Source organism: Sorangium sp. So ce590, from assembly GCF_051521365.1.
In the GTDB taxonomy this organism is placed as follows: Bacteria; Myxococcota_A; Polyangia; order Polyangiales; family Polyangiaceae; genus Sorangium.
On record NZ_CP150346.1, the window covers coordinates 8,864,494 to 8,885,110 of the forward strand.

Consider the following 20,617-nt stretch of genomic DNA (forward strand, 5'->3'; position numbering starts at 1 on the left):
CTATCAAGCCGGATAGCTCGCTGCGGTAAGCTTCAATCCAGTTATTCAGGAAAGCGCAGCGTCTCGACCTGAATGCCGTCCTCCCCCGTGATCGTCTCACCCGACCAGTCCCAGCTGATGCCGCCCTTGCCCGGCGGACCGAGCTCGTAGGTGACGCCCTCCAGCGTGAGCTGGTCCTCGTCGAGGTAGGCGATGCCGATCGAGTCGCCGCCGCGCCCGGGGCCGCCGTAGCCGCCGTCGCCCCCTCGGCCGCCGTCGCCACCGTCGCAGGACCACGTGCCGTCCCCCACGGCGCCGCCGAGCTCGCCTCGCCCGCCTTTGCCACCTTCCTCGGGCTCCCCGCCGTCGCCGCCTGGACCCGCGTCGATGGTCGTGATGACGCTATCGCGCAGCGTCACCTTGGCATGAAGCGCGACGATGCCGATGGTCGGGTGCCCGTTTTCGCCCCCTCGGCCACCCCTGCCACCGCAGCCGCCAGCGCCGCCGGAGCCGCCGCCGGCGCCTCCCTTGGTGGCCACGCCGCACACCGCGAGCTCGCCTCGACGGCCGCCGCCCCCGCCGCCGCCTTGACCCGGCATCCCCCTGCCGCCGTCGCTTGCCCACTCACCCACCCAGCCTGTCTCGGTGATGCGTCCGATGCCTTGACCCGCGGCGCCGACGGCGCCGATCATGCCGGAGAGCCCGGGGGATCCATTGCTGCAATGGGCGCCTGGCACGTCTCCGCCTCCTCCCCAGCCACCCTGCCTGGAGTTTGGGTCTGGCATCGGCTCCCCGTCGTTCCCGTCCTCCGCGCCGTCGGGGAGCCCGTCGCCTCCCTTGCCGCCAACGCTCGGGATTCCACCGTCGCACGGATTCACCACCGCCGGGCCGCCGGGAACGGTATCCGCCGAGCACGCATCGTCGCCGTACACGCCATCCGGTCCGTCCGCTGCACGATGTGGCCCGCGCCCCCCATCATGACCTGCCCAGCCGTACGACGTGCCAACCTCGCTGCGGATGAGCTCCACGACCGTGTCGGATTGCACGAGCATTCCGGTCGGGCCGCCCGACTTGAACCGCATGTCGACGATCGTCGATACACCGTCCGCGGCTCCCGTATCTCCGGCGCTCGCCGGTACGACGAACAAGGCGATGCCGTCGATAGCTGAAATCTGAAGCAGCGAGCGCGTGTCGGGCATGCGATCCCAGTCGATGCAGCTGAAGCCTCCGATGAGATCCACGCCGGAAGGCAGCGTGAGGGGCCCGAAGAAGCCGTCCGCGCACGCGAACACGCGCCCGCGTCCGGTACGTGCGAGCTCCACGGCGCGCTGCAACGTGCGCACGGGCCGCTCCTTCGTACCCGGGTTCGTGTCGTCGCCGTCGCCCCAAACGCCGGCCACGAACACCCCGCAGCCATCCTCCCACACGTCCGCGGCGAGGCGCTCGAGACAGAACGACTCTGTCGGCGCGTCCCCCTGACACGAGGAGGTGCCGTCGCAGCCCGTTCCGCCCGGCTCGTTGGGACCCGGTGCGGTGCCGCAGCCGGCCGCGACGAGGAGCAGCGCGGGGGACAGATAGATCGCTCTTGTGGTTCGCATCGTTCTTCCTCGATGTCGCGTCGTGCATGGGGGGGGACATTCACTGGGGCGGTGGGGGATCGGGGACGTCGAATTGACGGTAAGGCACGGAGTCGCCCTGCAGGCCCATCCCGACGTGGTCATCAGGCGCTGCATTGCCGGCGAGGCCACCCTCCCCACCGCTTCCGGCCTTCGCGGGGGCGTCCGGCCCGAAACTCACGGAGGCAGCGATGGACGCGACGCCATACGAAGGGCCGCCGAGGCCACCTCCGGCATCGCCTCCGCGGCCGCCGTTGCCTCCACGGCCGCCGCTGCACCCCCTCCACATGTTGTTATAGCCGAGCCCACCGTCACCGCCCATAAGCCCCAGGCCGCCTGGTTGGCCCGTTCCGCCGACCCCACCCCGGCCGCCGTTGCCCGCAAACACCTCCGTCCGCTCGAGCGTCAGCGCGCTCCCCTGCAACGCAATGATGCCGATGCTCGCCCCGCCATAGCCGCCGCCCTTGCCTCCCTGGCCGCCGCAGCCCCCGCTTCCTCCCGAGCCGCCGGCCGCCCCGGCTTGAGGTCGGCCCGCCGGGCACGCCGTCATCTCGCCGCGCGATTTGCTGCCGCCACCGCCGCCGCCCCCCTGGCCGACGCCGCCCTTCTTCCCGTCCTCACCACGGACACCGATCCATCCATCGTCGCTGAGGAATCCTGGACCCAAGGCGCCACCCGCGCGATCGGCGTGGGCGCCGTGTGCGCCATCGTTGCCGTCGCTGCATCTCGTGAGATCCGAGCCGAGCCCCGCGTGGCCGTCATTTTCCGAAGTCTCCGCAGGTGCGGGCTGTCCCGTAGCGCCATCGCCCCCCGATTCGAGGTCGCCGTAGCCCCCAGATCCGCCCGTCGACTCGATGCCGTCGTCGCACATCGTCACGACGGGGAGAGCGCCTTTCGCGAAGTCCGCGGTGCAGGCGTCCGCGCCGTCGTTCCCCTGCACGCCGTCGCTGGTCGGTTCGCTGCGCGCGTCCTCTCCCGGCTCCCCGTCCTTGCCGTTGCGCGCGATGATCTGGCTGTCCCGCACGATCGCCCGGGCCCCCGAGCTCAAGATCATCGCGATCGACGACTTTCCATCGATCGCGGAAGCGTCGGCCGCCACGGCGCGCACACCGACGATCAACGACGTCGCGTCGCCCCCCGCGATGCCTGCATCTTCGCCCCCGAGGACCCGCACCGGGATCCTCGCAGGCGGTGCGATGACGGTCGACGCCTTCGGTCCGATGGCCGACCATTCATACGACCAATCGCTGCCGCCGTCACAGAGGCGGCTGCCCCAGAGGTCGACCCCAGAAGGCAGCGTGACCTCCTCCTCGAACAACCCGCCGCACGCATACACGCGCCGGGTCGCAGCCTCGCCGTTGCCTCGTCCGCTCGCGGCGATCCCGATCGCGTGTTGCAGGGTCTTCACCGGTGCGTCCTTCGTGCCAGGGCTCCTGTCGTCACCCAACAACGGGCTGACGAATACGCCGCACTCGTCCAGCGCCATTGTCGTCGCCGGGTCGCCGTCACAGAGAGTCGGCTCAGGCGCAGGGGCGCACTCCATTACTTCCCAACAATCGTCGCGGTACGAAGTGCAAGCTAGCAGCGTGCTGCTCGCTCCCCACGCACAGACCACGACAGCAACGGCGGCGGCCAACGCTCTTCGGTTTTCCCGTTGCCGCATCCCCTCGGTACCCGGCATGGTCACCACACCCCCTCGATCCTCACGCCCGTCTCGTGCCCGGTCACGACGGGCGATACATTGACCCGATCCTGAGCTGGCGTGCGTTCCAAGAAGGAGAAGTCGGTGAAGAAGGACGCGGCGGTGGCCGCGCCGATCACACCGCCCGTGATGACGAGGGCCGTACCCACCCGGTCGGACAGGTTGCGCGCGTCGCGCAGGCGCCGCAGCTCGCCGCACGGCGAGCGCTCTGGCGCTTGCCAGCACATGGACGAGCTCGATCTTGGGTCGCTCTTGAGCTGGTCACGCCGAGCGCTCATATCCTGGTCGAGCTTGCTGGCGCTGAGCATGAGGATGGCGCCTGTCGATACGGTGCCCGTCGCGAGCGTGATTCCCACGACACGCAGCGTCCCCGGCCAGGAAGCCCACGGGCTGGGGGCCTGAGCGCGCGGAGCCGGCAAAGCGCGCACGGGGGTCGGCGTCGTCGACGCGGCCTCCTTGGCGCTGCTCGCCTCCTTGGTGCTGCTCGCCGCCGCACACAGCAACGGCATCGTGAACTCGTGCTCCGCGCCTGCCACGGCGCGCAAGGAATGAAGCGCGTCCTTACAGCCCGGTGCACGGCCCCGCACCATGTGCTGGCCCGGCTCCAAGAACAGCGTGTAGGTCCGCGCGGTCCGGCCGATGCGCTTGCCCCCGATGAGCACCTCGGCGTCGGGCGGATCGACCGCGAGCACGAGCCGCGCGACGTGCGGCGCTGCGTTGCGCTGCCCTGCCTCGAATCGCTGCTGGAGCGCTTCTGGCAATGCTTCGCGCTGTTCGAGGCTCCTGGCCAGGTGCTCGGCCGCGTCGCGGTACTTGTGCAGCGCAAGCTCGCAAAGGCCGAGCTCGCCGGCGAGCTCCGCGCGCTCCACCTCGGTGCTGCTCGCCGCTTCCGCGGCCTCGAAAGCCGCCTTGTAGGCAGCGTATGCCTCGGTCCACAGCCTGGCCTTGCGTGCTGTCCGACCCCGGCGAACATGCTCCTTCAGCGTCGCCCCGTCGCTCGGTCCCGCCTTGGGATGGATATCGCCCGCGCTGGACGAGTTCGTGAAGCCTGTTACGGCCCCGAGCGTGAGAAGAATCGAGAGCGAATGCGCAATGTAACGCATGTAGCGACGGTACTGACGCCGACTGCTCGGCGTCAACCGGCAGAAACCGCCACACGTCGGCGGTTTTTGCGACAATTGGCGGCCGGATGACGGAATGCGCTCGTCCGTCCGCCGGACCTGGTCAAATGTAGTCCAAGTCGCCACATGCGGCTACTTTGTCCGACCGAACTTGTTCCTCGACTCATTTTTCTGAACCGTTTTGGCCGCCTCAGGTGTGCTGCTGACCGTGGACAAGCCAGCCACCGTCTCCCTCGGCTTCGAGCTCTTCCGGCGCCTGGCCAGGCGCCACGGTGTCCCGGCGCGAAACGCTGAGGATGTCGCCCAGGAAGCGCTGCTGCGGGGGTTGGACGCCGACAAGCGGATCGAGCCGGGCGGCGACCCGGCGCCGTACCGCGTCACGATCGCCGTCAACCAGGCGCGCAATCACGTCCGTGACACGCGCTGCCGCGGCGAGGTGCTGACGTCGTTCGATGCGTGCGAGATCCGAGATGAGTGCCCCACGCCGGAAGAGTTGCTCCGGAGACGGCAGCGGGAAGAGCTCACCCGGCAGTTGCTCGCCCAACTCGATCCCAACCACCGGGATCTCTTGATCAAGCACGACCTCGAGGACATCCCGCTCGCCCAGATCGCCGCCGAGCAGGGGGTCCCGCTCGACACGGTGAAGACGCGACACCGGCGGGCGCTCGAGGAACTCGAGGCGCAGGGCGGACGGTGGCGGGCGCGGCAGCGCTCTCACGGATGGGACGACAGCGCCTGCGTGCCGCTCGCCTGGGGGTTCCGCCGTCGCGCGTGGCGGGTGGCCTCGCTGCGCCGTCTTGGGATGAGGATCCTCGTTCAGGCCGCGCTCGTCGTGCTGACGGGCGCGCTCGTCTCCGCGGTGCCGCCCTTGCCCGACCCGGAATCGCGGATCAGGGCGGCGGCGGTCTATGCCCCTGCCACCGCACCCGCGACGCAGGACGCCGTGGCGCCCCCCGCGCGAGGTGGCGCCCACAGCGCCGCGGGTCCCGCCGGCGGAGACGGGGCGCCCGACGCAGCGGCGCCCCCCGCGGCGATCGTCCACGAGATCTCGTCGCGCACGGAACACGGAAGCGCGCACGGCGAAGCGATGGCGATCGGCACGCCCGCTCCCTCGAACGCGAAGACGACAAGTCACCGGGCCGCGCCTCCGGCGAGCGTCGTTCGACCGACCGCCGGCGAGGTCGAGAGGAGCCTGGTCGACCAGGCGCGGAGGGCCATCGAGGCCAACGACGTCATGGCCGACGTCGAGGCTCGCCGGCTGCTCGAGGCCCACGCGCGGCAGTTCCCGCGAGGGCGGCTCGCCGCCGAGCGCGAAGCGCTGTTCAGGCAGCTTCGCTGAATCGTCGGCTACCCATCAATAGCTAGGCAGGCGGGGATAGCGGTGCTGCTTTCACGCAGCGCAAGGCCGAGATCCGCCTTGTTTCGGACAAGAACGCTCACGTCCAGGAGGCGAAAGGTCATGGAAGACATGCTGGGTGCGATGTGGCTCGTGTCGCCGCTCGGGCTCGCGATGATCGCGTGCGTCGCGATCGGCTTCGCGGTCACCGCGCGCGAAGCGCTGGGACGAGAGCGCGGGATTCGCGAGGCGCGCGAGCACGCGCATGATGACGAGGAGGCAGCCCTCACCGATGCGAAGGAGCAGGCAGCGGACGAGCGGGACCGATACCGGCGCCTTTTGGACTGTCACGTCGACGCGGCGCTCGCAGAGCTGACAGAGGTCCACGCGCGCCCGGTCCCCTGGCCAGGAAGGGTCCTCGAGTCGTTCTGCGCGACGATGCCTTCGTGGAGGAGGAAGCTGGCCGAGAGCACTGGGTTGGACCCGCGGGAGGTGGAGCGGCTGCTGAGGAGCGAGCTTCCTATGACGCCCGGTCTTGCTCGGCAGTTGGAGGCCTTCACCGGCACTCCTGCTCGGTACTGGGAGCGCCTCTGGCGGCTGCACGACGACCACCGGACGGACGCCGAGGAGACCGTGGTGATCCAGGTCGGCGAGCCCGTGACCAAGCGCGAGAGCTCGGCGCCGCCGACTCCGCCCACGATACCTGCCCGCGCGCTCGACGTTCCTCCGCCTGTGGTGCCGTCTCCCGAGCTTGCGGCCAGGAGCCCGCGCGCGAAGCTCCCGCCGCCTCCACAGCCGCGCCTTAGGTCGCCGCTCCCTGTCCGCGCCGCCACGGGGACAGAGCTCGTCCGGCGCGCTGCCACGCTGACGAGCTTCCCGGTACAACGCGGCGAAGCGGGGGCGAGCTCCCCCAACGGGGCCGACTGGGAGGAAGCAGAGCGATCTCCGCTGAACACGACGCTGCCGGGAGTAGGGGGCCATGGATGAGCGCCGCCGCGCCTCACAGCTACACGCCATCAGGAGCCTGCTGGCGACCATGGCACCGCTCCGGGAACTGAGCAGCTACGGCTGACGTCTTCCTTTGGCCGCGGACACCTCCGGGGAAGACCGCGAGCCGGTGCCGCATGTGTGCGGAGACGCGGCATCATCAGATGATGGGCGATTGCCCGCGGGGGAGGGTGAAGCCATGGGTCGTCTGTCGAATGACGACGAACGCGCCGCCGCGTGCGCGCGCCTATTTTGCCCGGCGGTGGTACGTGCCGTGCTGCGCTGGCTGCGGAGACTGGGGGTCCCACTATGCCATCGTGCGGATGTCGCAGGTCAAGTCTGGCTCAACGCCTGGGAGAGCTGGCCCAGGTTCGATCCGAAGCGTGGCAGGCCGGAACGCTGGTTGAACGCGATCGCCGTACACGTTGCCTCGCACTATCACAAGCGTATGCAGCACCGCAGGGAGGAGCTCGTCGATTTAAGCGATGTAGCCGATCCAGCACCGGATGCCGCTGCTGCGATGGAATCCGACAGCATCAGATCGGGCGCCATTGACGCGGTGAACGAGCTCGATCCGCAGCTGCGCTTCGTTCTCGTGGCACATGATTTGTATGGGATCCCGATGGCCCAGGTGGCAGAAGACGCGGGGCTACCTCTCTCTACGCTCTACAAGCGACGCACCAAGGCCATGGCTGCGCTGCGCGACATCATCGGGCTTCGGGTAACCATGGAGGACTTCGCCCGGAGAGTGGGGTCGCAATGAGCATCAACGATGAGGCAGCCCTGAGGTCAAGGACTTTAGCGCTCTCTTTGCGCGGCTGGCCGGCTTCGGCTCGGCAGCGGTAGCGTTCGGCGTCGTCAGTGCAGGTCGTTTCGGCATGGACGTCTCCCTTCGCCCTGCTCGGGCGTCGTTTCGCTTGTGCTTGAGCGCCTCGTCGCGTCCACAGGAGCGAGCTGTGGCTCGATCAACGATCCGCATTCACAGGCCGGCGGTCGCCGTGGTGGCCTGGATGCACGCTGGGGGTCCGAAACGGGATCGTGGAGGCGCAATCTAACGCACGGCGTGTTCGACCCAAAGGCCGATCACCCTTGGTGCTCGCGCGCTCATCCACGTGGCCCTCTTTCACGCTCCCAGTGTGACGCGCTCGTGGCGCACGTCCCCCGTGTGGGGGAAGTCAGTGCACCGAGGCCCTCCTTGAGGTCGAGACCGGCCTCGACGGAGCCGTTACCGCAGCGGCGCCAAGTCCCTTGTCGATCGAGCGCTGCCGACGGCGCGCCTTGATCGCGGCATTCTTCATGCCCTGCGCCTGCTGCTCGACCGCCTGTGCTTGCAGCCGCAGGCCCTTGGCCGAAGCGGCCGCTGCGCTCTGCGCATCGTAGACCGTGCCGTCGCGCCACATGGCCCACAGCACCCCCGACAGCCGGCGCGCCAGCGCCACGACCGCGACGTGGCGACCCCGGCGTTCGGTGATGGCATTGGCCCATCGGCCCAGCGGGTCGTCGCCGCTCTTGTGCCGCAGGAACGTGTGCGCAGCCTGCGTCAGCAGCGTGCGCAGATAGGCGTTGCCTTGCTTGGTGATCGAGCCCAATCGCCGCTTGTCGCGCCCCCCGGAGGTGTCCTCTAAGGGGACCAGGCCCAGGTAGGAGGCGAGCTGGTGGGCGTGGTGAAAACGCTTGGCTTCGTCCACCACCGAGACGAACGCGGCGGCGACAACCAGCCCCACGCCGGGTGTCGTGGTCAGCCGCGCGATCTCCGGCTCGTGGGTGCACAGCTGCTCGAGCGCGGCATCGGCCAGCGCGATCTGAGGGGTGAGCATCTCCAGCGCCGTCACCAGGGGGCCAACGAGCCGGCGGGTCTCGGCCGGCAAGGCCGCCGCGCTCAGCACCTTAAGGAAGCCCTCGGTGGTGCACGTCGCGAGCTTGTGTCCGCACGCGCGCACGATGGCGCGCACGGTGGTGACATATTGGGCCCGCGTCTCGACCAGCGCGCGTCGGACGGCCAGCTGGTGGCGGATGGCCCGCCGGCGAGGCGAAAGCACGTGAGCGAGCGGAATGCCCCCGCGCTCGACGGCGCGCGCTAACGCCTCGGCATCGAGGCGGTCATTCTTGCGGCCGTGCTGACCAATGCCGAGCTGACGTGCTCGCGTGGTGTCGACGACCAGCACATCGTGACCCCAGTCGCGCAGCTTGTCGTGCACCGCCCAGGCCTCGCGGCACGCCTCGATCGCCACCCGGGCCGGCGAGGACGACGGACCGAGGACATCCTGAAGCGAATCGAGCGAGCGGACCGTGCGTCGTAGCACCACGGCCCCGCCCGCCACCTCGCAGAACGAGATCTCGTTGACCCCCAGATCCAGCGCTACACTTCGCATGGCTGACCTCTCCTGGGCCCCCGTCTTCTGCGTCTTCGGACGCGTGGGGGTGCCCGCAGGCCACCCTGCAGGCGAGAGGTCAGCCATACTGCTTGCTGCTCCGAGCGGCTCTTTCTTGCGCGCTCCTCTCCGGAGCCTGGAGCCCCCGCCGGAGGCCTCCGTCCGCCCATCGCCCGCAGCTTTGTCCGGCTGGAGCGCGCAGGAAGAGTCAAGGGCGGCGGAGCCGGCGAGCTCCGCTCGCGAACCCTTGACGCCTCCGAGCACTCCAGCACGCTCTGCAGCTGCCGATGGGCCGACCGCCACGGTGCTGCGGGCTGCCTTCGCAGGCCCCGCCGCGCGAACGCGTCGAGCAGAAGCTCGGGTCGGTGCGGTCGGCATCGTGGGTCCAGGCGCCGCTTGGGCTGCCTCATCCCATCTAAGGCCTGGTTGTGCACTTCCCGCGCGACTTGGACGACCATGAGGCCGAGCGAATCATCGACGCTCTCATGAATGATCAAAGGGGTCATCAAGGTGTCACCTGTCGCAGCCGGTTACGAGGACGACCTGAACCGGCAGCGGGTCAAGCGAGAGCTGCGCGACAAGATCCTCGCACTTCTGGGTGAAGAATAGGCGTTGGGCTCGGCTCGAGCGCCACCCAGCCGAGCTCGTTCGGCCTCGGGCGGCAGCGGGAAGAAGTCGCCGGCGGCGCGACCCAGCACCAGGCTCTCGAGCCGATCCATGACGTAGAGCCCGTAGTGCGCCGCGATCCGCACCGTGTCGAGCAGCAGCAGCTCGCACGGGTAGTCGCGCATCATGATCGCCAGCCTGCGCAGGGTGCGCAGCGAACGGACGCGCCGCTTGAGCAGCGCGACCTCCGCGATCACCTCGTCGCCGCCGTACGAAAGCTCGCGCTCCTCGGGCGACGGCGTGTCGCGCGTGAAGACCTTCTTACTGCGCGGCGGTCCGTGCTCGGGCGCGGTCACCCGTGTATCGAGAGCTTCGCGCCGGCGGCGACGAGCTCCTCGTGCACGCGGACGAGGTTGTTCTTGCACCGCCGCCGGCTTACCCAGCTCGGCGTCCGGCCGAATCGCTCCCGCACCTCGCGCAGCAACCAGCCCAGATCGAGCGCGTTGTCCGCGTCGCCCGCGCGCAGCATCCGCTCGAGCAACAGCGCATCCGCCTCGCCCAGAGCCCACGCCGTTGCCCGTGTCCTGCCCCAGGCGAGGAAGCAGCCGCACCCGCTTGTAGCCGTCGATCACCACCGGCCGCTCAGACGAGGCCAGGTTCACCGCGACGATCGGCGCCTGCTGTCCGACCTCCGCGAGCGACGAAAACAGGCCCGCTCCCGCGCCGGGCTGCGGCCGCGAAGCTTTTCGTAGCGAAGGTCGAGCTGGTGGAACTCCAGATCCATCGGGCACCGGAGCGCCACTGCTCCGGGGCGCAGGCCGACCCGCGCTCGACGCGACCACCGTCGGCCGAGGGGTGGACCAGTTTTCGCGACCAGAGGCGGGTCAATTCTCGACCATGAAGCACGTGCTGAACCGCGGCGGTCTGGCCGTCCGCAGCCCCCTCGACGGCCCCTTCGGTCCGAGGCGGTGAACGGACCCGTATGTGTCCGGCAATCTCCTGATGATGCGGCCCGCGCCGTGTCACCCATGCGCGACGCCTCCGGCTGCGCGTCCGCCGTGCCCCCGGCCCGCGGAAAGGCAGCGACTGCCGCCGGTGTTAGACGGACCTACCCTATGGCGCTGGGCAGCATTTGGGCCTTGCGACGCAGAGCCGAGCCGTGCGACTTTCCGTAGGGGGAGGTTACTGAAGGCGACGATCTAGACGGATCTCGTGCGGCGGCTTCGGTTGACCAATCGACTGATAGTTGGACAGACAGGATGACCACAGATTCACGAATTGTGCGATGATAGAAGAGCAACTCGGACTGAATATTGGCGATTTCGCCCGCCGCCTTCACGATTCTCTCGGGGCCGCCGCAAATAAAACAACATCGGCCCAACTAGGATTGTTCATTGATACTACATTCTTTGCTGGCTTGATGCGCGAAGAAGGTCAGTTCGCAGCGTTCTCGATCGCGCTTGTTGACGATGAGATGCTCTCTGGCCACGGCGTGAACAGACGGGAGTGGAACCCAATACGATTCCACACGCCTAAACCATTCGATCCCGGGGTGATCGCCAAGCTCGCCCCGGCAATCGATCGACGCCAGACCATTATCGCCGTTTCCCAGCAAGACGCGGGCCTGGTCATCAGCGGTATCATCCGAACAAACACGGGGCGATACCGCTTTGCTCGCGGCGAATCGTTGTCATGTAGTGGTCTTGTGTACGATCCTATTATCCTTACGGTGACAGACATCGGCACCATCACCGTCGACATTGGCCGCCGTCGATTTGCAACGATTTCGAAAGGTAGGGTTCTTCAGGATGGAGTGGGCATTTTCGAGGGGGGCCGGCTCTTTTCAGAACTATACAAGTACGCCACCGCCTCCGGGCTAGACGCAAACATTTATGCCAGATTACTGAAACGTACTATCCATAACTTGGCTGATCGCGGACATGGTGGTATCGTATTGCTAGTTCAGGAAGGCGATCTGTCTTCCTTGGACATTCGCTACTGCACCAATAATGGATCGTCGGCCATTCAGGATGCTATCCGTTTCGCCGAGGGTGATCCACTGGGGTCCACGATCGATATTGGAAGTGTATCAGTCCTCGGCACACCAGAGCCGGATCCCACACAGATTGAAATTGAAAGACAGAGGCGCCGGGCAATCAAGGAACATGAATTTGAGCAAGATGTTGCCAGTTTCGCTGCCGATCTGGCGAGTATTGATGGGGCACTCGTGCTTCGACGGGATCTGTCAATCGTCGGCTTTGGAGCCCACATTCTATGCGCTGAGCCAAAGGAGGTGCCAATCCGCCTGGCTCGCGACACGGACCCGAAGGGTTTTGCCGATGTGAGCACATCGCCGTTGCTCCGACTCGGGACGAGACACAACTCTACCGCCCGCTTCTGTTACAACCACACTGATACGATGGCATTTGTGGTTTCGCAAGACGGCATCGTGTCTTGCCTTACCCGATACGCTGGTAACGCGGTAACGCTCTGGAGGCCCGTCGCAATGGAGCGGCACTGGTGATAGGATGCGCTGACAAGAGCTGCCCAACAAGCCGCTGCTGCCGACGGCGCTCCCGCGCCGCGGCAGACCGGCAAGTCGTTCATCGCGGCCCCCGCTCTGTCGCGTCCGTGTCCACGGGATTGGGAATTCACGGTCGTCTGGTCAGCGCGCAGATGTGCAACTCGTCCGTGCCCTTCTGTACGTGATGCTCATCGAGGATGAGGAGCCCTTCTCAGGCATCATAGCTGCTCGCGCTGCTACCGCCTGCATCGCTCGTGCTCGCGCCATCGCTGCTCTCCGACGAGCCCCGCGCGAGGTTCACACCCGAGCCGCCACCCGCAGCCTGACCGCTGCGACGCCGAGCGGCACCGCCGCAACCCCCTTGATCCGCATGAGTCACCTCCGCGTGATTTCGTTGACCGAGCAATGATGCCCGGGCGGTGGGCGCCAATACATTGGGATGGAACGCGCGGTAGTCACAGGCGGCTCAGGAGCCGCGGGAGCGGCGCGTCGACGCACCCTCACGCGCCTGGGAAGCCCGCGTGGTCTTCGACGCTGCCCGAGTTTTCCCGGCAACTCGGGCAGGGCCTTCGCGCGCCTTCGTCTTGGCCGTGCGGCGCTCGCGCTCGTCCTTAAGCACCTTCCGCTGGCCGCGCCAGCGCGTGGTCATGTCGAGCACGTAGGACGCGAGCGTGACTGGGTGCCTCTCACCCACACTTCGCCGCCTGTCTTCGAGCGCCACCGCAAAGGCCGCCTTGTCGCTCCAGGCAGCGGGGTAGTCGTACCGATCGCATTTGAACCAGAGGACGATGAACGCGCCGTGGCGCGCCCCGGTCGGGAGCATGTACTTCTCGACGAGCTGCTCTTCCAGGCGATCGATCAGCAGGCGTTCTCCGTAGCCTTCGTGTGCGACCTTCAGCTCCAGGATGACGCGGAACGTCGGACCTTCGCCCATAGGCCGCTGGATCAACAGATCGCAGTAGCCCTCTCGGATCGGAATCTCGTCGTCGATGGTGGCAACAAGCCCGGCGCTCTGGAGCTCCTTCCTTAATAGAGGCCAGAGGACGTTCTGGCAGTCCGTCTCCTGTTTCGGGCGCTGGGCGTTCCAGAAGCCTGCGACCGCCTCGGCGCGCTTCTCGAATCCTTCGGCCAGGCGGTCGAGGGCGTCGCAGGTCCACTCGAAGAGGTCGCGCTCGGTGTGCACAGCGCCGACGCGCTCTCGATTTATGAAGTCGAGCAGGTCTCCGGCCGACCAGGCCGACATCGACAAGCGGCTCTCGACGTCCTCGCTGACGTGGCTCAGCCAGCGGGCATCCACGTAGTCGGCGGCTGCGCGCAGGCGCGCCAGTTCGCCGATGGTGCTTGCGCGATCGACGGCCTCCATGATGCCGAGGAGGAACGCTTGCAGGGAGCCCGACCGATGCCAGCGGCTCGTCGTAGGGGTCGCTCGAACGAGGGCGTACCAATCGGCGAGCATGCGCACGGCGTTCGCAGAGGCGCGGGCAGCGGCCGACATGAAGAACGACGCACCGCCTTTCTCTGAATGGGATCTGGGAAAGATGATGTCGTCATCCAGCAGCGGAACGCGTCCTTGCGAGATCCGCTCCTCCAACTCGGACCAGGCCCAGGCGTCGCCAGCCTCCAGCAGGAGGAGCAACGCCAAAAAGGTGGCGGCGTCGTGATGGCGCGGGTTCATCTCGTCGCTGCGGATGACCTCGCGACGATAGTGTTCTTTCAGCGCCCCTGCATACCCGGAAGGCTTGAAGCGCTCCAGGTAGGAGATCATCTCGTAATCTCCGAGAAGCCCGACCTCTCCTCGCTCCAGCCGCTCCAGGCATCGGTGCACATAGAGATCGCTGCCGAGATCGCGCAGGTAGGTGAGCACGGTGCCGGGCATGAAGAAGTAGTCCTCGCCTTCGAGGATGTGGAAGATACATCGGCGCCATAGATCCGGGTCGGCCTGCCGCAAGTCGTCGAGGACCACGGCCCGAGCCTGACGGTTACCGCGGGATAGGAGCGTATGACATATGTTTTCGAGCTTCGTTCCCTCGTTCGCGTTGGCCCGAACCACCTCCGCGAGGTTTGCTCGCAATTCGAGCAATCTTTGCTCCGATGACGGCGTGACATGCTGCGGGGTCAACCAGAAGTGTGACGAAAACGCGGGCGCACGAGAGCGAGCAAGGCTTACGGCGTCCGCGGTGCGGTGATCCTCCAGCCATCGATGGATGGCATGAAACAAAAAACTATTCTGAGCTTTCGTGAGTCCATCGCAGGAGCCCGGCAGCAGATCGAGCAGGGCATCGCCGGCCGCATTGGCAAGCCCCCACGACACCTTGTAGACCTCGAACGAGGCGCTCCCCGTCGAAAGGGATTGCATCGCATGATCCCAGACGCGGCGAAGCAAGGCCGGGTTTGCTTGAAGAAGCCGGCTCGCGGTCGCATCACCGAACTCGGAGCTGTAGTCTGCCTGAGACCAGTCCTTTAGGATCAGGTCTACAGGTACGTCGTAGAAGCCGATTTTCTGAGCCTGTTGGTACAGTCCTTGGAGAGCGCTCCGCCACAAATCGCCCATTTGCTCCTGAACGGAGGGCATGACGGAGAACGCTTCCTTCAGCGCTTCGGGCGTGAGCCGCGAGCAGTAGCGGTAGATCTCCCCCTCCAGCGGACCGTGCATCGTCGTGTCTCTTCTTCCACGGAGAATCCTCGAGAAGTAATCAGCAGGCGAGGGCTCCTCCAGGAGAGCATACGCCTCGAGAGCCGTGGCGCGGATGTTATCGGAGTCGTCGTCGAACAAGCCGTGCAGCCGACGCACCGACGCAATATCCCTCGTCGCGGCGACCACCCTGAGCGCTGTGTTTCGTACGGTGACGTTCTGCGCCGTGTCGAGCGCGAGCTTCACCATGATCGGGTTCAGCTCCAGTGCCCCACCCCACGTTTCTGCGACGGCCACGCCCCAGTCTCGCGCTCGGGGATCATCGCTGCTCAGGTAAGGCGCGAGCAACGAGGCAACATCATGCGGACGGAGCTTCCGCAGAGCATCCTGAGGCGATCGACCATGAGGTCGCACGCCGACCCAAGGAATGCGATCCTGGACTATGCCCCGATCGATGATCTTCCTCGCCAGGGTGTCAGGTACCTCCTGAGGTAGAGCGGCGGGCTCTGCGAGGCCTGCAATGAGAGGCTCGTCTTCAAGCAGGTGTTCACGGTAGCGGTGATCGCGCTCCGCCAGCGCCATCGCGACGCCCCGAAGATTGACATGCACGCGCTCCGGGCCGTCCACCGGGACGCGCAGGAGTTGTCGCTGCTTGCGCAACGGCATCCCGTCGAGCGCTTCGGCGGTCAGGTGCTCGTGATAGAGCTGGTGCACGAATCGGCAGCGCCCGTCCTGCTTCACGAAGAGGGGTTGCTGGACCAGCGCGCTCACCGCCTCCGCCGACGGTCGGTGCCGGTGCTCTCCGAGAGAGCGCGAGTCGTCCAGCCAGTCGACGATCTCTTGCTCGGAGAACTCCGCATTGACGAAGGTTGCAAGACAGGCGACCTGGATGGCCAAGAACCGGAGTTTCTCAAAGGAAGGCCCGGGGGCACGCGCCACATCCTTCGGCTTCCGTCGCAGCATTTCCTTCAAGCGCTGGTCGACACAGATCCTCCTGGAAGGAGGGAGAGGACGGCCGGCGGCGAACTCGCGGGCCAGGTAGAAACCGTCGAAGGGCGTCTCCAGCAACCCTTCGATCCCGCGCTCGTAGCACTGTACCCTGAAGCGACGCAGGTTTGCGGCGTTCGGCACGATCTGCGCGTATGCTGCGTCGTCGAGGCGGTCCGCGCCGTAGGTGACGAACCCCTCGTCGACCAGCCAGCGCGGATCGTACGCCACGCGCCGGCAGGTCACGCTCACATGGGCAAGCGTGGCCGCGTGCGTGCCGAAGAAGTGTTCGACGTCGACAATGCGCCCAGCGTCCGGCCGTGCCTCATCGAGGGCGTCGAGGAAAAGCGCGCATCCGGCGGAGTGCTCCTGCCGTGCGCGCCGGAAGAGCCCGCCGCTCTTGCGGTCCAGCACCTCTTCGATCGGCGTCTGCGAGCTGAGCAGCTTCAACCACTCACCGAAGAGAGGAAGCGGGGCCGCCTCGTCGGCGAGGAAACGCTCCGCCGCCTGCTCGAACGCGAACTGGAGAATGCGGCTCTTGCCTGCCCCGGCATTCCCGAGCAGGACGAGCCGCCTCTCGCGGTGCAGCTCGTCGTCCGGCAGCACGCCCAGCGCCCGGGCCCTATCACGATCATGCGCCCACCAGATGAGTGGGTTGCTGATGCCGTACTCGTCCACGGGACGCTGCTCCTTGAGCACCAACCGGCGGACATAAGGCTCCCGGAGCTTTGCAAGTTCGCGTCGCACCTCGGCCAGGCGCTCAAGCACGAACTGCCGCGCGTTTTCCAGGAAGGTCATGACCGCGCCGGGGATCCCGGAGCGAGTCGAGCACCGAAGGGGCGCCCACGCTTCCCTTGTCCAGCGCCTGATGTCACGGACGTGTCGAAGAGCTTGCCCATACGCCTGCCTGCCCGCATGTTAGCCGTCGCGATGCGCGGGCCGGAAGCGTCTTCGAGGAGGAGCCATCCGGCAAGCGCCGCCCGCTGCACGGCAAAACGCTGCCAGCGGGCGTCGATCGCCTTCCGCGGTGCGGCGAGAGGCCGGCTACGATCGACGATCGCCGCAGAAGGTGCACCGAACAGGCGTCCACCATCGACGACCGCCGAACCCGGGGCGACATTCGCCGCCCCTCCGCCGACGATCGCTCGACCACCGCCGACGATCGCCTGTCGCCGACGCGCGCGCCTTGGCAGGCGGCGTGCCGACGCGAGTCGATGGGATCTCAAGTGGAAGCTCAGGCATGGCGGCGCCAAGGCGGAGCGCGGCGCCGTCACCTGGGAAGCCGAGCAAGCCGATGGATCCGACGGGTGCTGCGCGCCCGCGGCTCATCGGCCGGACGTTAACGCTCGGGTGCTGCGCCGGCCAGCGGGACGCGCTGGAACTCCGCCCGCGGCCGGCACCGTGCCTGGGGCGCGTCGATTCGTTCGAGCTGGCGGACGGCCGAGATGGGGGTCGAGCAGGCGTGCCTGGTGTCCCCTGCCCTCCGGCCACGACCTCTGCTTCTTCGTCCGCCCCACCACGCGACACGACGGCCCCGAGCACACGTGCTGCCGATCACCAACGCGAGGATCAGGCAGCCCGGCACGGCCGCGCGCGGCGCATCCCCCGAGCGTCGCACATCGCCCCCCCGTCGCGGCCCGTGCGCCTACCACCGATTCGATCCCGAACGCGCCGGCGGCGCGCTCGACGCGACCACCGTCAGCCGGGGGGTGGACCAGTTTTCGCGACCAGAGGTGGGTCAATTCTCGACGATGAAGCACGTCCTGAACCACGGCGGCCTGCCCGGCCGCAGCCCCCTCGTCGGCCCCTTGGGTACGAGGTTGTGAACGGACCGGTATGTGTCCGGCAACCTCCCTATGAGGCGGCCCGCGCCGTGTCACCTATGCGGGACGCCTCCGGCGGCGCGTCGGCCGCGCCCCCGGCCCCCCGGAAAACGGCGACTGCCGCCGGCGTTGGACGCATCTACCCTATGGCGCTGGACGGCATTTGGGCCTTGCGGCACCGAGCCGGTCCGTGAGACTTTCCGTGGGGGGGTTACAGAAGACGACGATCTAGTCAGACCTGGTCCGGCGGCTTCGGTTGACCAATGGACTGATAGTTCTGTGAACAAGGGGACGAAGGCCACGACCTGCAAGGCGGCACCATGAAAGACCAGTCTCATGGCTGAAGAACGACGCAAGGGTGACCGTGTTGGTCCCTGGAGACTCGAGCGTTACCTCGGCAGGGGCGGAAACGCTGAGGTCTGGGAGTCCATACACGACCACGGTTCGCGAGCAGCGCTCAAGATGCTCAACCAACAGTTTTGGAAACCGGGAAGCCAGCGATACAAGCGATTTTGCGACGAGATCACAGCCCTTCAACAACTGCGTTCCCGACCGGGGGTCTTGACGCTCATAGATGCCTGTGCGCCGGAGCAACCTTCGCACGACTCCCCGCCGCGGCTCGCAACAGTGCTGGCGATAGAGGTTACAAAGTACATCAGAAAAAACGACGCTTCTCTCGCCGACGTTGTGGATGCCATTGCGACATTTGCCGAAACACTAGCATCGTTGCATGCAGACTCGTACTTTCACCGCGACATAAAGCCAGCCAACCTCTACAACCATTCCGGTGCGTGGGTCATCGGCGACTTCGGTCTCGTTGACTTCCCGGAAAAGACGGCCGAGACAGTCCACGGCGAGAAACTGGGTGCGGAAAACTACATCGCACCCGAGATGCTACTGGGCAAACCCGGCGTCAGTGGCGCCAGCGTGGACGTATACGCTCTAGCCAAAACCCTTTGGGTACTCGCTGCAGGGCAAAACTACCCACCGCCCGGCCTCCAGCGTGTCGAAGATCGCGGCCTAGTATTAGACGCGTACATATCACACCCACGTGCGTACCTTCTTGATCGGCTTATTGAGCACGCAACGAGCCCGAACGCTTCTGACCGCCCGAGCATGGCCCAGATGGCCGCCGAGCTTCGCGCCTGGCTGGCCGCCCCTGTGTCTGTCAGACTCCCGTCGGATCTCTCAAGTCTCGCATCACGACTCGCCGCCTTGCACGAGCCGGCCAGAAGAGCCGACGAACTTCAGAAGGCTCGTTTGGAACGTGCCAAGGAAGCATTTCATACTTTGGAATGGCGGCTTCGTCCGCTCGTTAAGCAACTCTCGGAAGTGGTTCCATTTCCTGTCGAGTTCGACGCCGGCGGGCTCATACGCAACATGGCCCGTCAGAATTTGGCAGGCAAAGAGGACGAGTGGAACACCGGCATTGAAGCCACCGTTCGGAGCCCCGGCGACGTACCCGTGACGCTTTGGTCTGGAGCAGCTCTCTTTCTCATGGCTGATGGTAACCTGTGCATCGCCGCCGCTCATGCGGTGTCGGAACATCCCGCGCGCGGGCCAATTACGAAAATATGGATGGACTTACGCACTGTAAGGGTTGGGTCAGCGGAACAGGAGCAAGCCATTGGTCACCTCGTAGACGATCTTTGCGAACACGTTCGTGAGGCAGTGGAGGGATTTCTGTCGGCTCTTGCCTCGAAGTTGTCGAACGAGTCATGAGCAGCATGGCCATCACTCATCACCCGAGCGGCCACGTGCCACGCCTCGGAACAATGCGTGCCCCGCGGCTGGATTGCGCGCCCCGATTGCGATGGCTTTCGAACTTTGAATTGCTACTGACACACCCCTGCACTGCGCAGGGGCGCGCAGCAGAATTCAGCCTTGGTCGCACAAGAAAGAGCCTTCTCAGGTGGTTCTAATGACAGACGACTCGCCCCCCCAGAAAGTCTTCCGCCCCGAGTATCGCCCGCCTTCGTACCAGCTACTCAACCTGCTACTTGGACAAGCGGATGCGGGCATCGAGTGGCTTGAAGTTGGTTTCCGTCATCTCGCGGCAGAATCCAGCGCTGGCGGTAGTGAGCGTGTCCAAAGCCTCGCCGACACCTATGGCGTCAAGGTTAACACCTTTGATCCCGCGTCCCTGCGCAAACAGTGGGCACACTTGCAAATTGTCTCAGTGTGGCAGTACACAGAGCTATTCATGGACAGCTTTCGACGCGAGTTTCCGCGTCAATTCAGGAGCCGCAAGAGCAAGGAGAGCCCGGTTCATTACCTACTTGACATTCTCGGTGTCGCGGAGCGCAAAGCTGGTTCCATCGAGGTCGGAGTGCTGGAGTACTACCGGTTAGTGCGAAACCGGTTTCTTCACGAGCCGGATACAGAGGAGCCCAGGAAGATTTCATCGCGCCGTGACAGTCTTCGTGCTGCTCTCATCGGTTCTCTCTATCAACGCCTAAATGCTCCGAACGAAGTAGAGAACATCGGGTTCGACGACTTCATCCTCTTCACGCGCGCCCTCAAGAATTTTGCTCGCAACCTCTGTGCGCATGCGCAACCGACGGCAGAAGAAATATGTGTATTGGTGAAGGCAGACAAGAGCTTCCTTCGAAAGGTCCATTCGTGGCAGGAAAGCCCCAGGATTCACGCCATCGTTACCGGATACTTGCGCCAGCGCTTCGGACCTTTCGCAGCACCCACAAGCCATGCTACGCTCGTCTCCGTCCCTGACCTGCTAGCTCAACTGGTAGAGCTCCCCCTCCAGGAGCCGGCTGAAACCCAGCCGGTTGCTGAAGGGGGAGGACGAGGTTCGAGTCCTCGGCAGGTCTCCAAGAAAGGGCGTGGCTCGTGACGACACCGTGGGCCAAGGTCCGACGAGCGCGTACATTCGTGCCGAAGCGGCACCGGCTACCACCAAAGGAGGGCGGAACAA

At 66.1% G+C, this 20,617-nt stretch carries 12 protein-coding genes and 1 tRNA gene; 6 read left to right on the plus strand and 7 right to left on the minus strand.

Annotation, left to right across the window (positions count from 1 at the left end; all coding sequences use genetic code 11):
- Positions 1 to 41: 41 nt before the first annotated feature.
- Genes WMF28_RS33395 through WMF28_RS33405 form a run of 3 tightly spaced genes read right to left on the minus strand, consistent with a single transcriptional unit; the run spans position 42 to position 4,280 of the window.
- The gene (locus WMF28_RS33395; RefSeq protein WP_437597515.1) at positions 42 to 1,577 is read right to left on the minus strand and encodes a hypothetical protein; all 1,536 of its coding nucleotides are present in this window, start codon (positions 1,575 to 1,577) and stop codon (positions 42 to 44) included.
- A 40-nt stretch (positions 1,578 to 1,617) separates the two neighbouring features.
- Positions 1,618 to 3,276 (minus strand): hypothetical protein, encoded by a 1,659-nt coding sequence (locus tag WMF28_RS33400; protein WP_437604332.1) that lies wholly within the window; start codon positions 3,274 to 3,276, stop codon positions 1,618 to 1,620.
- A 2-nt stretch (positions 3,277 to 3,278) separates the two neighbouring features.
- Positions 3,279 to 4,280 carry a hypothetical protein gene (locus tag WMF28_RS33405; protein WP_437604333.1) on the minus strand — a complete coding sequence of 334 codons (1,002 nt, stop codon included), beginning with the start codon at positions 4,278 to 4,280 and terminating at the stop codon, positions 3,279 to 3,281.
- Between the two features lie 346 nt (positions 4,281 to 4,626).
- On the opposite strand from WMF28_RS33405, the gene WMF28_RS33410 reads away from it, so the two are divergent.
- The 3 genes from WMF28_RS33410 (at position 4,627) to WMF28_RS33420 (ending at position 7,504) form a co-directional block, all read left to right on the plus strand.
- Positions 4,627 to 5,757: an RNA polymerase sigma factor gene (locus tag WMF28_RS33410; protein WP_437597516.1), complete on the plus strand. Its 1,131-nt coding sequence runs from the start codon at positions 4,627 to 4,629 to the stop codon at positions 5,755 to 5,757.
- A gap of 120 nt (positions 5,758 to 5,877) precedes the next feature.
- The gene (locus tag WMF28_RS33415; RefSeq protein ID WP_437597517.1) at positions 5,878 to 6,741 is read left to right on the plus strand and encodes a helix-turn-helix transcriptional regulator; all 864 of its coding nucleotides are present in this window, start codon (positions 5,878 to 5,880) and stop codon (positions 6,739 to 6,741) included.
- Between the two features lie 199 nt (positions 6,742 to 6,940).
- On the plus strand, positions 6,941 to 7,504 hold the full coding sequence (locus tag WMF28_RS33420; protein ID WP_437597520.1) for a sigma-70 family RNA polymerase sigma factor: 564 nt from the start codon (positions 6,941 to 6,943) through the stop codon (positions 7,502 to 7,504).
- Positions 7,505 to 7,916: 412 nt separating this feature from the next.
- Here WMF28_RS33420 and WMF28_RS33425 read toward each other — a convergent pair whose 3' ends face one another.
- From WMF28_RS33425 to WMF28_RS33435, 3 genes are all read right to left on the minus strand, one after another.
- Positions 7,917 to 9,113: an IS110 family transposase gene (locus tag WMF28_RS33425; protein ID WP_437597522.1), complete on the minus strand. Its 1,197-nt coding sequence runs from the start codon at positions 9,111 to 9,113 to the stop codon at positions 7,917 to 7,919.
- Positions 9,114 to 9,643: 530 nt separating this feature from the next.
- Positions 9,644 to 10,075 carry a hypothetical protein gene (locus tag WMF28_RS33430; protein ID WP_437597524.1) on the minus strand — a complete coding sequence of 144 codons (432 nt, stop codon included), beginning with the start codon at positions 10,073 to 10,075 and terminating at the stop codon, positions 9,644 to 9,646.
- A complete protein-coding gene (locus WMF28_RS33435) occupies positions 10,072 to 10,260 on the minus strand; it encodes a hypothetical protein (protein WP_437597525.1) in 189 nt (62 codons plus the stop codon). The genes WMF28_RS33430 and WMF28_RS33435 overlap by 4 nt, the downstream gene beginning before the upstream one ends.
- 744 nt (positions 10,261 to 11,004) lie before the next feature.
- Here WMF28_RS33435 and WMF28_RS33440 point away from each other — a divergent pair.
- Complete coding sequence (locus tag WMF28_RS33440) at positions 11,005 to 12,243, plus strand: putative sensor domain DACNV-containing protein (RefSeq protein WP_437597526.1); 1,239 nt, start codon at positions 11,005 to 11,007, stop codon at positions 12,241 to 12,243.
- 466 nt (positions 12,244 to 12,709) lie between these two features.
- Here WMF28_RS33440 and WMF28_RS33445 read toward each other — a convergent pair whose 3' ends face one another.
- The gene (locus WMF28_RS33445) at positions 12,710 to 16,660 is read right to left on the minus strand and encodes an NACHT domain-containing protein (protein WP_437597527.1); all 3,951 of its coding nucleotides are present in this window, start codon (positions 16,658 to 16,660) and stop codon (positions 12,710 to 12,712) included.
- Positions 16,661 to 18,021: 1,361 nt separating this feature from the next.
- On the opposite strand from WMF28_RS33445, the gene WMF28_RS33450 reads away from it, so the two are divergent.
- On the plus strand, positions 18,022 to 19,407 hold the full coding sequence (locus tag WMF28_RS33450; RefSeq protein ID WP_437597528.1) for a protein kinase domain-containing protein: 1,386 nt from the start codon (positions 18,022 to 18,024) through the stop codon (positions 19,405 to 19,407).
- A 1,006-nt stretch (positions 19,408 to 20,413) separates the two neighbouring features.
- Positions 20,414 to 20,516, plus strand: a tRNA-OTHER gene (locus WMF28_RS33455).
- Positions 20,517 to 20,617: the final 101 nt, after the last annotated feature.

Coding starts and splice junctions, on each gene's coding strand:
- WMF28_RS33440 (WP_437597526.1), top strand. CDS start 11,005: ATGATAGAAGAGCAACTCGGACTGAATATTGGCGATTTCGCCCGCCGC.
- WMF28_RS33415 (WP_437597517.1), top strand. CDS start 5,878: ATGGAAGACATGCTGGGTGCGATGTGGCTCGTGTCGCCGCTCGGGCTC.
- WMF28_RS33400 (WP_437604332.1), bottom strand. CDS start 3,276: ATGCCGGGTACCGAGGGGATGCGGCAACGGGAAAACCGAAGAGCGTTG.
- WMF28_RS33395 (WP_437597515.1), bottom strand. CDS start 1,577: ATGCGAACCACAAGAGCGATCTATCTGTCCCCCGCGCTGCTCCTCGTC.
- WMF28_RS33445 (WP_437597527.1), bottom strand. CDS start 16,660: ATGACCTTCCTGGAAAACGCGCGGCAGTTCGTGCTTGAGCGCCTGGCC.
- WMF28_RS33450 (WP_437597528.1), top strand. CDS start 18,022: ATGGCTGAAGAACGACGCAAGGGTGACCGTGTTGGTCCCTGGAGACTC.
- WMF28_RS33420 (WP_437597520.1), top strand. CDS start 6,941: ATGGGTCGTCTGTCGAATGACGACGAACGCGCCGCCGCGTGCGCGCGC.
- WMF28_RS33425 (WP_437597522.1), bottom strand. CDS start 9,113: ATGCGAAGTGTAGCGCTGGATCTGGGGGTCAACGAGATCTCGTTCTGC.